The 9,341-nt window shown below is 44.3% G+C and carries 7 protein-coding genes; 6 read left to right on the top strand and 1 reads right to left on the bottom strand.

Features of this window, described 5'->3' with window-relative positions; translation table 11 throughout:
- Nucleotides 1-630 precede the first annotated feature (630 nt).
- The 6 genes from urtA to BGL89_RS13615 all read left to right on the top strand — a co-directional run bounded on the left by urtA (nucleotide 631) and on the right by BGL89_RS13615 (nucleotide 7,400).
- The gene (gene urtA, locus BGL89_RS13640; protein WP_286826160.1) at nucleotides 631-1,947 is read left to right on the top strand and encodes an urea ABC transporter substrate-binding protein; all 1,317 of its coding nucleotides are present in this window, start codon (nucleotides 631-633) and stop codon (nucleotides 1,945-1,947) included.
- Between the two features lie 94 nt (nucleotides 1,948-2,041).
- On the top strand, nucleotides 2,042-3,202 hold the full coding sequence (locus BGL89_RS13635) for an ABC transporter permease subunit (RefSeq protein WP_286826159.1): 1,161 nt from the start codon (nucleotides 2,042-2,044) through the stop codon (nucleotides 3,200-3,202).
- A gap of 3 nt (nucleotides 3,203-3,205) precedes the next feature.
- Entirely contained in the window at nucleotides 3,206-4,360 is a 1,155-nt protein-coding gene (gene urtC / locus BGL89_RS13630; RefSeq protein ID WP_286826158.1) for an urea ABC transporter permease subunit UrtC, read from the top strand.
- Between the two features lie 317 nt (nucleotides 4,361-4,677).
- Complete coding sequence (urtD, locus tag BGL89_RS13625; RefSeq protein ID WP_286826157.1) at nucleotides 4,678-5,424, top strand: urea ABC transporter ATP-binding protein UrtD; 747 nt, start codon at nucleotides 4,678-4,680, stop codon at nucleotides 5,422-5,424.
- 38 nt (nucleotides 5,425-5,462) lie between these two features.
- A complete protein-coding gene (gene urtE / locus BGL89_RS13620; protein ID WP_185239060.1) occupies nucleotides 5,463-6,161 on the top strand; it encodes an urea ABC transporter ATP-binding subunit UrtE in 699 nt (232 codons plus the stop codon).
- 21 nt (nucleotides 6,162-6,182) lie between these two features.
- Complete coding sequence (locus tag BGL89_RS13615) at nucleotides 6,183-7,400, top strand: BaiN/RdsA family NAD(P)/FAD-dependent oxidoreductase (protein ID WP_286826156.1); 1,218 nt, start codon at nucleotides 6,183-6,185, stop codon at nucleotides 7,398-7,400.
- A 103-nt stretch (nucleotides 7,401-7,503) separates the two neighbouring features.
- On the opposite strand, the gene pckA is transcribed toward BGL89_RS13615, so the two are convergent.
- Nucleotides 7,504-9,183 (bottom strand): phosphoenolpyruvate carboxykinase (ATP), encoded by a 1,680-nt coding sequence (gene pckA, locus BGL89_RS13610; RefSeq protein ID WP_286826155.1) that lies wholly within the window; start codon nucleotides 9,181-9,183, stop codon nucleotides 7,504-7,506.
- Nucleotides 9,184-9,341 lie beyond the last annotated feature (158 nt).

The following is a 9,341-nucleotide window of genomic DNA, read 5'->3' as shown; positions in this document are numbered from 1 at the left end:
AGGTGCGCCATTGGAAGTTCTTAGGTGCTATATTAAAGATCAAGAAAAGCCGTCGTAAAACGACGGGGTTTTAACCCAAATTTTCGATAATTGGGTTTGCGGCAAAAAGCTTTTCCTGGGGGCAGGGTGTGGGGTGTGGGGTGTGGGGTTTTACGATTTTCACCTAGTCAATTACCTAATTTTCAGGGAAAAAGTCCCGGAATTTTCCCCCTGATCACTCCCATATCTGGTACTTTTTGATTGACAAAAAGTCTAAAAGTCTTAGCCAGCAAGGTTTTTAGATGTATTCAGCAAACCCTAATTAGGTTTGGCTGAATATTACTGTAAGCCCGACTATAAAACGGTTTTGGCACTTTTTCCAGGCACGCGAGGTATTGTGTTATTATGACTTCCCCGACCGACTCCTGATCGCTAAAAAACTTAGGTAAATTCCATAAAAATCATTAATTTTTTGGGAAAAAGTAGCAAAAATTACAAAAAATATCCAAAAAGTAGCGAAAATTACAAAAAATCTGCTAACCTAGCCGTAATATCACACAGATATTCGTAGAAAGATTCCCGAAAATCTCCTCAGCAAAAACATCCGTGTGAAGTAGCTAATATTGTCAGCGAGGTTAGTTCAAGATCATCATGTCAAATTTAGGACGACGTAAATTTCTCCTGTACGGTTCTGCCGCTCTGGGAACCAGTATTCTGTTAAAAGCTTGTGGTGGCAATCAAAGCCAAACCCCCACGGCCAGTCCTAGCCCAGCTGCTAGTCCCGCCCCAACTTCTGGAGAGACAATTAAGGTGGGTATTCTGCACTCCCTCAGTGGCACCATGGCCATCAGTGAAACCAGCGTAGTTGATGCGGAAAAACTGGCGATCGAGGAAATCAATGCCGCCGGTGGTGTTCTTGGTAAACAGATTGAGGCAGTGGTGGAAGATGGCGCTTCTGATTGGCCAACTTTTACCGAAAAAGCCACCAAACTGATCGATCAGGACAAAGTTTTGACCGTCTTCGGTTGTTGGACTTCCGCCAGTCGTCAGGCGGTTTTACCGGTGTTTGAATCCAGAAACCATATGCTCTGGTATCCCGTCCAGTACGAGGGTCAAGAGTGTTCTAGAAATATCTTTTACACCGGTGCTGCCCCCAACCAGCAGATCGAGCCGGCAGTGACTTGGTTGCTGGAAAACAAAGGGAAAAAATTCTTCCTCGTCGGTTCCGATTACGTTTTCCCCCGCACTGCCAACACGATTATTAAAGAGCAGTTAAAGGTAAAAGGCGGCGAAACCGTGGGTGAAGACTATCTACCCCTAGGTAACACGGAAGTTACCCCGATTATTACCAAAATTAAGCAAGCTTTACCCGATGGCGGCGTTATTTTCAACACCCTCAACGGTGATAGTAACGTGGCTTTCTTTAAACAACTGCAAGCGGCCGGTTTAACTCCCAATAAATATCCGGTCATGTCGGTGAGTGTTGCCGAGGAAGAAGTTAAACAGATTGGTAAGGAATATCTCCTCGGTCAGTACGCTTGTTGGAACTATTTCCAAACCGTAGATACCCCCGCTAACAAGAAATTTGTTGCGGCTTTTCGAGCTAAATACGGTCCCGATCGCGTGACCAATGACCCGATGGAAGCGGCCTACATCATGGTCTATCTCTGGAAGCAAGCGGTGGAAAAAGCGGCAACCGCCGATGATCTCGACAAAGTTCGCGCCGCCGCCATCGGACAAAAATTCGATGCTCCCGAAGGACCGGTGGAAATGTTCCCCAATCATCACATCTCCAAAACCGTCCGCATTGGTCAGGTGAGAGATGATGGTCTATTTGACATCATTTGGTCAACTCCGGGGGTGGTGGATCCGCAACCCTGGAACCAATTTGTCCCCGAAACTAAGGGCTTTGCCTGTGACTGGACTGATCCGGCTAAGGGTGGTAAGTTCAAAATGGAAAAATCATAGTTTTAGGAGTTTTTCCAGACAATAACGAGAGTGAGGTGGGCATTACTGCTCACCCCACTTTTTAAAGCTTAAAAATGCACAGGAATAACGAAAAGTGTCAGCATTATTAGAAGGATTATTTAATGGTATTAGCATCGGTTCTGTGCTATTGCTGGCCGCTTTAGGACTAGCGATTGTTTTCGGACTGATGGGGGTGATTAATCTCGCTCACGGTGAGTTAATGATGTTAGGGGCCTACAGTACTTTTGTGGTGCAGAATATCTTTAAAGGTTTTGGTTCTCCCCTCTTTGATACTTATGTTTTATTTGCCCTACCGATCGCTTTTTTAGTGTCAGGATTGGCGGGATTATTATTAGAAAGGGGGGTGATTAGGTTCCTGTACGGCAGACCCCTAGAAACGCTGCTGGCCACTTGGGGAGTCAGCTTAATTCTGCAGCAATTTGTCAGAAGTGTCAACGGTTTATTAATAATTAGTTTAATAGTTTTCTGTCTGTTATTTTTTGGGGCAATGACGGTGTTAAGTCGTCGCTTAGATTGGGAGAGAATTCGCAATTTAGCTATTGGTATCACCCTGCCTTTATCCCTAGCTATCGCTGGATTATTAGGCTATCTTTTATCTTTTAATACCGTTCTCGCTAGACCCTGGTTTAGTGCCAGAAACGTCGATGTCACCGCTCCAGTTTGGTTACGGGGAGGTTTACCTTTACCGGGTTTTCAAATGCCCTACACCCGTCTATTTATTATCATTTTAACTGCCATTTGTTTGTTAGGAACCTATTGGTTTTTAAATAAATCTTCTTGGGGTTTACGCATTCGTGCCGTCACCCAAAATCGCCAGATGAGTTCCTGTTTAGGTATTCCGACAAATCAAGTGGATGCTTTGACTTTTGCCCTCGGTTCGGGATTAGCGGGAGTTGCCGGTTGTGCGATTAGTTTTTTGGGTTCCGTCGGTCCAAACGTGGGTCAAAATTATATCGTTGATACTTTTATGGTAGTGGTGGTGGGAGGAGTGGGTAATCTCCTAGGAACTATTATCGCAGCCATGGCGATTGGTGTGGCTAATTATTTAATTGGTTCGGGAACTTTTGCCCTGATTTTTGGTTCCGTGGCAGCACTAAAACCCCTAACGGATTTCTTCACCTTTTTCTCCACCACTAGCATGGCAAAAGTGATGATTTTTGCTTTAATTATTGCTTTCTTGCAATTCAAACCTGCGGGAATTTTTCCTCCTAAAGGACGTACTGCCGAGTTATAGATTATGATTACCGAAACCATCACTAGAAACGAATCCCGACAACGGGAAAAGAAAAAGTTAATCACGGAAATCGCTGTTATTGTTGTATTGGTGGTCATCTTTGCGCTGTTGCTGCCCTTAGCTTTGTCGGCTTTCCGCTTGCGTTTATTGGGGCGATTTCTTTCCCTCGCTATTGTCGCTTTGGGGATAGATTTAATCTGGGGTTATACTGGTTTATTAAGTCTTGGTCATGGCATTTTTTTCGCCCTCGGTGGTTACGCTCTTGCCATGTACCTAAATCTTCAGTTACCACCGGGACAAATGCCCGAATTTTTTACTCTCTACGGGGTGACAGAATTACCTTTTGTTTGGCAACCTTTTTATTCCCTACCTTTGACAATTCTAGCCCTAATTATTGTACCAGCGATCGTAGCGGCATTATTAGGTTATTTAATCTTCCGCAATCGTATTAAAGGGGTTTATTTCTCGATTTTGACCCAAGCGGCTTTACTGGTATTTTTTAACTTTTTTAACGGTCAACAAAAGTTAATTAACGGCACTAATGGCTTAAAAACCGATACCCAAACAATTTTCGGGTTACTGGTGGGTTCCGATTCTGTTCAAGGGGCCTTTTATTTACTCACAATTGTCTGTTTACTGGCTATTTATCTGCTCTGTCGTTGGTTAACTACGGGCAGATTTGGGCGCTTATTAGTCGCCATTCGCGATGATGAGGTGCGGGTTCGTTTTTCCGGTTATGATCCTACTTGGTTTAAGGTGTTAGTTTTTGCCATTTCTGGGGCAATTGCTGGTGTTGCCGGCGCTCTTTATACCGTGCAAACGGGAATTATCACCCCTAACTCTATGGATGTGGCTTTTTCCATTGAAATGGTGATTTGGGTGGCTGTGGGGGGACGTGCTACCCTTGTGGGGGCAGTTATCGGTACTTTATTAGTACGCATAGCCCAAACTTTTTTAAGCGAACAATTTCCGGAAGTCTGGGTATTTTTCCAAGGGGCATTATTCCTAATTGTGGTGACAGTGCTTCCCGATGGTATTCTCGGTGGGATTAAACGTTTGCTGACTCATTTTGGTTTCCACAAAACTTTGATTACCTATCCTAGTATTGAGGAAGCTCCAGAAGTGCAACTGGAAAAAGAAGAATTAGAGCATAAGTGATCTTATTCTATTAGTATTCTCCGAGTCAGGGGTCGGTCGTCGGTCGTCAGGAGATAGGGTGATAGGGTGATAGGGTGTTGGGGTGGTCACTGCGTACGCGTTGCGGGGGGTGTTAGGGTTTTGGGGTGTTAGGGTGTTAGGGTTTTAGTTGAAATTTTAGTTGAAATTCCCCCACTTCCCCACTTCCCCACTTCCCCACTTCCCCACTTCCCCACTTCCCCACTTCCCCACTTCCCCACTTCCCCTATACCCTGTTCCCCACTTCCCCACTTCCCCACTTCCCCACTTCCCCTATACCCTGTTCCCTCTTAGAAATTATGACTGGAAAAATCTTAGAAATCGAGAATCTTACCGTTAGTTTTGGGGGTTTTAAAGCTCTCAATAATCTTAATTTCAGTATGGATACGGGAGAATTGCGGGTGATTATCGGTCCCAATGGTGCGGGAAAAACCACTTTTTTAGATGTGATTACGGGGAAAGTGCAACCCACCATCGGACGGGTATTATTTAAAGGTCGAGATCTCCGCAAAATTCCCGAATATGCGATCGCTCGTTTAGGTATTGGTCGCAAATTCCAAACTCCTAGGATATATTTAAATCTAACTGTCCGAGAAAATCTCGATTTAGTTAGCAACCGTAATAAAAATGTTTTCTCAACTCTTTTCGGTCGTCCTCCTCTAGAAGATAGCAGAAAAGTTATTGGTTTATTGGAAACTATCGGGTTAACTGCTAAAGCTGATTTATCCGCTTCTTTACTGTCCCACGGGGAAAAACAACGCCTAGAAATTGGCCAATTAGTGGCCCAGTCACCAGATTTACTGCTAGTAGATGAACCCGTAGCAGGATTAACCGATGAGGAAACGGAAAACGTGGGTAATTTGTTATTAAATCTAGCGGAAAGTCATTCAATTATTGTCATTGAACACGATATGGAGTTCGTCCGTCAAATTGCCCGCAAAGTCACGGTTTTACACCAAGGAACTGTTCTATGTGAGGGGAATATGGAGCAAATTCAAAATGATCCGAAAGTTATTGAAGTTTATCTGGGTTCCTCGGAAGAATAAAAAGTCAAACAATTAAAATTAGTTAAAAAGGGTTGACAATGTTACACATATCTGATCTCAATGTTTACTACGGAGAAAGTCATATTTTAAGAAATGTTGATCTTAACATTAATGCGGGAGAAATGGTCTGTTTAATCGGACGTAATGGCGTGGGTAAAACTACCCTATTAAAAACCCTAATGGGTATCTTAAAACCGCGAGCGGGAGTAATTAATTATGAGCAACAAAACCTGATTAATAAAACCTCAGATCAAAGAGCCAGATTAGGACTGGGTTATGTGCCGCAGGGTAGGGATATTATTCCACGTTTAACGGTAAAAGAGAATTTAATTCTCGGTTTAGAAGCTTTACCGACAAAAAGAAAAAATGCCACAATTCCCGAAGAAATCTTTGATTTATTTCCCGTTTTAAAAACCATGTTATCGCGGATGGGAGGAGATTTAAGCGGGGGACAACAACAGCAATTAGCCATCGCTCGCGCCTTAGTGGGGGAACCAAAATTATTAATTTTAGATGAACCCACGGAAGGAATTCAACCGTCAATTATTCTCGAAATTGAAGCAGCGGTGCGGCGTATTGTTGCCAGCAAAGGAATCGCCGTTTTATTAGTAGAACAACACCTGCATTTTGTCCGCCAAGCTGATCGATATTACGCCATGCAAAAAGGGGGAATTGTTGCTTCCGGTTTCACGAGCGAATTAAGTCAAGAAGTCATTCAGCGATTTTTGGCGGTTTAAACTTAACTTTTTCCTTGATATATGACTCAAATAGTCGTAATTGGCGGCGGTGCAGCGGGATTTTTTGGAGCAATTAAAGCGGCAGAATCTAACCCAAAAGCTGGCGTTACTATCCTAGAAGCGGCAAAAGAACCTCTGGTGAAAGTGCGGATTTCGGGAGGGGGACGCTGTAATGTCACCCATCATTGTTTTGATGTTTCTCAATTGGTTAATTATTATCCTCACGGTGGCAAAGCACTACGGGGAGCTTTTAGTCGGTTTCAACCCCAAGATACTATTAAATGGTTTGAATTGCGGGGGGTAAAACTCAAAACAGAAGCGGATGGGCGAATGTTTCCCAGCACCGATAATTCTGAAACTATTGTTAATTGTCTGCGGGAAAGTGCGACTTTTGCCAGGGTTAATTTAAGGCTAAATTCCCCAGTCAAATCGGTAAAAAAACAGGAAGAAAGTTTTTTGATTGAATTAAAAAGAGATGAGCAAATTAGGGCAGATAAGCTGTTAATTGCGACGGGAAGTAGTACTTTTGGTTATCGCACCGCTCAAGATTTAGGTCATTCTCTAATCTCTCCTGTCCCTTCTTTATTTACCTTTCAAATTGCCGATCCTCGTCTGAAAGATTTGTTAGGGGTTACTGTGGATAAAGTGCGAGTTCGTCTTGGGGGAAGCAAATTAGAACAAATCGGACCCTTGTTAATTACCCATTGGGGAGTTAGTGGACCGGCTATTTTAAAACTTTCTGCTTGGGGAGCGCGGTTACTTCACGAGCATCATTACCGAATGCCTTTAATAATTAATTGGTTGGAGGATTATCATCCTGAAAAATTGCGAGAAATTATCTTACAAACTAAAAGTGAATATCCCAAAAGAAAACTCTTTAATTATTGTCCCTTTGAGCAGTTACCCAAGCGTCTTTGGCAGAGTTTATTAAGTTACTTGACTGTTAACTCGGAAACTCCCTGGACCGAATTATCTAAAAATACTCTCAATCGATTAATGATTGAATTACAGCAAGGGGAATATCAAATCAAAGGAAAAGGGGTGTTTAAGGAGGAATTTGTTACCTCTGGGGGAGTGGATCTTCAGGAAGTGGATTTTAAAACTATGGAAAGTAAAATCTGTCCGGGGTTATATTTTGCCGGGGAGTTACTAGATATCGATGGAGTCACGGGGGGATTTAATTTTCAAAGCGCTTGGACCACTGGTTATCTTGCCGGACAAGCTATGGGCAATAGATAGCAATATTGCCGGTGTATTAGGCAGCCCCAATACACCCGACGGCAATCAAACTCTGAGAAAATCTCACCTTAACTGATAGTTGATAACCGATTCCTTGATGCTGTTATTCCCAAATTGGACCGGCTGCAATTATTTCTTGGGAGGCAGTGGTAAATTGACGGAAATTTTCCACGAAACGATGGGCCAATTCTCGCGCCTGTAGGTCGTAGGATTCGCCATCTTGCCATGCTTGTCGCGGGTCGAGGATTTTTTTGGGAACTCCGGGGACAATTTCGGGGACGAGAACTTGAAAGATGGGATGAGGATGGAAAACTACTTCCTCTAAATCGCCATTTAAAGCAGCGGAAACCATAGCGCGGGTGTGTTTGATCGAAATGCGATCGCCGACTCCATAAGGACCGCCGGACCAACCGGTATTAATCAGATAAACGGAGGTTTCCGGGTGTTGTTCTAAACGTTCCCCTAACATTTTGGCATAGACGAGGGGTGACAGAGGGAAGAAACATTGACCGAAACAACTGGAAAAAGTCACCTGTGGGGCGGTGATTCCCCGTTCCGTTCCCGCTAATTTGCTAGTATAACCGGAGAGGAAATGATACATCGCCTGGTTCGTGGTTAATTTGGCGATTGGTGGCAGTACCCCAAAAGCATCGGCAGTTAAGAAGATAATAGTTTTCGGGTGGGTTCCCATGCCAGATACGGCACAATTAGGGATATAACGCAGGGGATAGGCGGCGCGGGTGTTTTCGGTCAAACGTCCATCATCGTAGTCGGGAAGGCGATTATCGGCGGAAAGGATAACGTTTTCGAGAATAGTGCCAAATTGAATCGCCGCCCAGATTTGGGGTTCGTATTCGGCACTTAAACGGATGGTTTTAGCGTAACAACCGCCTTCAAAGTTAAAAATGCCGTCTTCTGACCAACCGTGTTCATCATCACCGATCAGGCTGCGTTTAGGATCGGCGGAAAGGGTGGTTTTACCCGTACCGGAAAGACCGAAAAAGAGGGACGTATGACCGTGTTTATCCATGTTAGCGGCACCGTGCATCGGTAAAACCCCTTGTTTGGTCATCAGGTAGTTCATCATCGAGAAGACGGATTTTTTGATTTCGCCAGCGTAGCGAGTGCCACCGATGAGAACGATTTTTTTGGCCAGGTTGAGGACGATAAAGGCTTCGCTGTTCAGGTCGTCATCTTCGGGATCTCCCTGTAACCCCGGCAGGGCAATCACGGTAAAATCAGTTTGATGGGCAGCCAGTTCGATCGCACTGGGCCGGAGGAATAACTGATGGGCAAAGAGGTTATGATAGGCGATTTCGGTGACGACGCGCACGCCAAAGCGATAATTAGGATCGGCCCCGACGTAACCATCGAAGATATATAGGTCTTTTCCCTGCACATAGGCGAGGACTTTTCGGTATAACTGCTGGAATTTTTCCTCGCTAATCGGGGCATTATGCTGATTCCAGTCGATTTCCTTTTCGCTATTGGCTTCTTTGACAATGAATTTATCTTTGGGGGAACGGCCGGTATATTTACCCGTTTCCACCACTAAAGCCCCATTATCGGCTAAAACACCCTCATGACGTTCGATCGCCTGTTCGACTAATTGCGGTACGGAAAGATTGCGATAAACGCGACCGAGATTTTTCATGCCTAGGTTTTCGAGGCCGTAGGTGGGATGAATTTGATTTTCTAATTCGTAGTGGAAATTGACGTTCTCCACGCGATCGGGCAAGGGACAAGAGATACTATCATTGGTCAGCGTGTGTAGAGTCAGCATAACCCCAATTCTCCTGATAATTTAGTTGTCGGTTTAGAGCTAAGTTCCAGGTCTCTGATTAGTGCAGTTTTGACACTCTCGCCGTCAAGCTACGCTGTGACGGGAGATTCTTGCTTCTACTCCTCTTAACTAGACACAATCCGAAGACTATGCCCCCG

This window comes from Microcystis sp. LSC13-02 (assembly GCA_002282935.1).
Taxonomy (GTDB): Bacteria; Cyanobacteriota; Cyanobacteriia; order Cyanobacteriales; family Microcystaceae; genus Microcystis.
This window is presented reverse-complemented; position numbering and strand designations above follow the sequence as displayed.

Excerpts from the sequence above, each read along its gene's own strand:
- urtA (WP_286826160.1), top strand. The coding sequence starts at position 631 with ATGTCAAATTTAGGACGACGTAAATTTCTCCTGTACGGTTCTGCCGCT.
- urtC (WP_286826158.1), top strand. The coding sequence starts at position 3,206 with ATGATTACCGAAACCATCACTAGAAACGAATCCCGACAACGGGAAAAG.
- urtD (WP_286826157.1), top strand. The coding sequence starts at position 4,678 with ATGACTGGAAAAATCTTAGAAATCGAGAATCTTACCGTTAGTTTTGGG.
- urtE (WP_185239060.1), top strand. The coding sequence starts at position 5,463 with ATGTTACACATATCTGATCTCAATGTTTACTACGGAGAAAGTCATATT.
- BGL89_RS13615 (WP_286826156.1), top strand. The coding sequence starts at position 6,183 with ATGACTCAAATAGTCGTAATTGGCGGCGGTGCAGCGGGATTTTTTGGA.
- pckA (WP_286826155.1), bottom strand. The coding sequence starts at position 9,183 with ATGCTGACTCTACACACGCTGACCAATGATAGTATCTCTTGTCCCTTG.